This is a genomic window from Bartonella sp. CR84HXZ, from assembly GCF_042194535.1.
Lineage (GTDB): Bacteria > Pseudomonadota > Alphaproteobacteria > Rhizobiales > Rhizobiaceae > Bartonella > Bartonella grahamii.
In genome coordinates this window covers 1-941 of record NZ_JBHIMY010000102.1, presented here as the reverse complement: position 1 = coordinate 941, position 941 = coordinate 1, and the positions used below count along the sequence as shown (strand labels likewise).

Annotated in this window: 2 protein-coding genes; one reads left to right on the top strand and one right to left on the bottom strand. The window is 33.7% G+C overall.

Features of this window, described 5'->3' with window-relative positions; all coding sequences use genetic code 11:
• The coding region (locus ACFIKD_RS09590; RefSeq protein ID WP_375647926.1) for a hypothetical protein at nucleotides 1-248 on the bottom strand (248 nt) is incomplete at its 3' end.
• A 105-nt stretch (nucleotides 249-353) separates the two neighbouring features.
• Here ACFIKD_RS09590 and ACFIKD_RS09585 point away from each other — a divergent pair.
• Complete coding sequence (locus tag ACFIKD_RS09585; RefSeq protein ID WP_375626997.1) at nucleotides 354-686, top strand: hypothetical protein; 333 nt, start codon at nucleotides 354-356, stop codon at nucleotides 684-686.
• Nucleotides 687-941: the final 255 nt, after the last annotated feature.

Here is a 941-nt window from a genome sequence, read left to right as displayed (position 1 = left end):
TGCTCTTGCATTAATCTCTGCAAGCGCTCGGGATAAAAAAAATCTTCTGGACGCAAATCTATCCCATGCTCACGTGCATAGTTCAAAAGCATAATTTGGTATTTAGCTGGAATGATGCCGCCTTTACCCTCTCGCTTTTCAAAGGGGTAAGTCCATTTATAAACAGCAGACACATGGCATTGAGAAATCAACGACACACGTTTTGCACCACCTAAATATTTTATAATCATAACTGCTGGAGTAATCATGTAATCCAAAATTTCTGTCATATATTTACGTATTACGCAAATATACGCAAAATTTTCGTAATACGCAATATTGATTATTTAATAATTTTAAGAGAGAAAAATAAAATGGATTTTCAAAAGCTAATAAAAATGTGGATTAATGAAAAATTAAATGAAATGGGGCATGGAAGCCGTAAGGCTTTAGGGCAACATTTAGGATTGAGTCCATCATCTATTACGCGCTTATTATCGATTGATGACTCTGACTCTAAAGCCTACCGTGATATCACCGCAGAAGAGCTAGTGAAGCTACACAGTTTCTTTAAGGAGTATCCTCCGTATCCGGCTTTAAGCAAGATAGATCAAGATTTTTATGATCTATATTCGTCTTGCAATGAAGAAGAACGGAGGGCAGTTTTAGCGTTTCTTCATACTTTAATCGAATCAAAAAAGCGATAACTGCTATTTTTTCTTCATTTGACAATTGTAAAAATTTTCTTTTGGCAGTCTTATAACCTTTCATAAAATCTCCAAATATCTATAAAAACACACTAATCTTTAGATGAATACTCATAAAATAATTTTCGTTATACGGTATTTTTATGTTGACATTACCGTAAAGCGAAAATATATTCACTCCATATCTTAGAAAATAACTTTTGCCAATAGGCTCTATGGAGGCATTTGTGACAAAACCAGTGTTTATAAAATCTG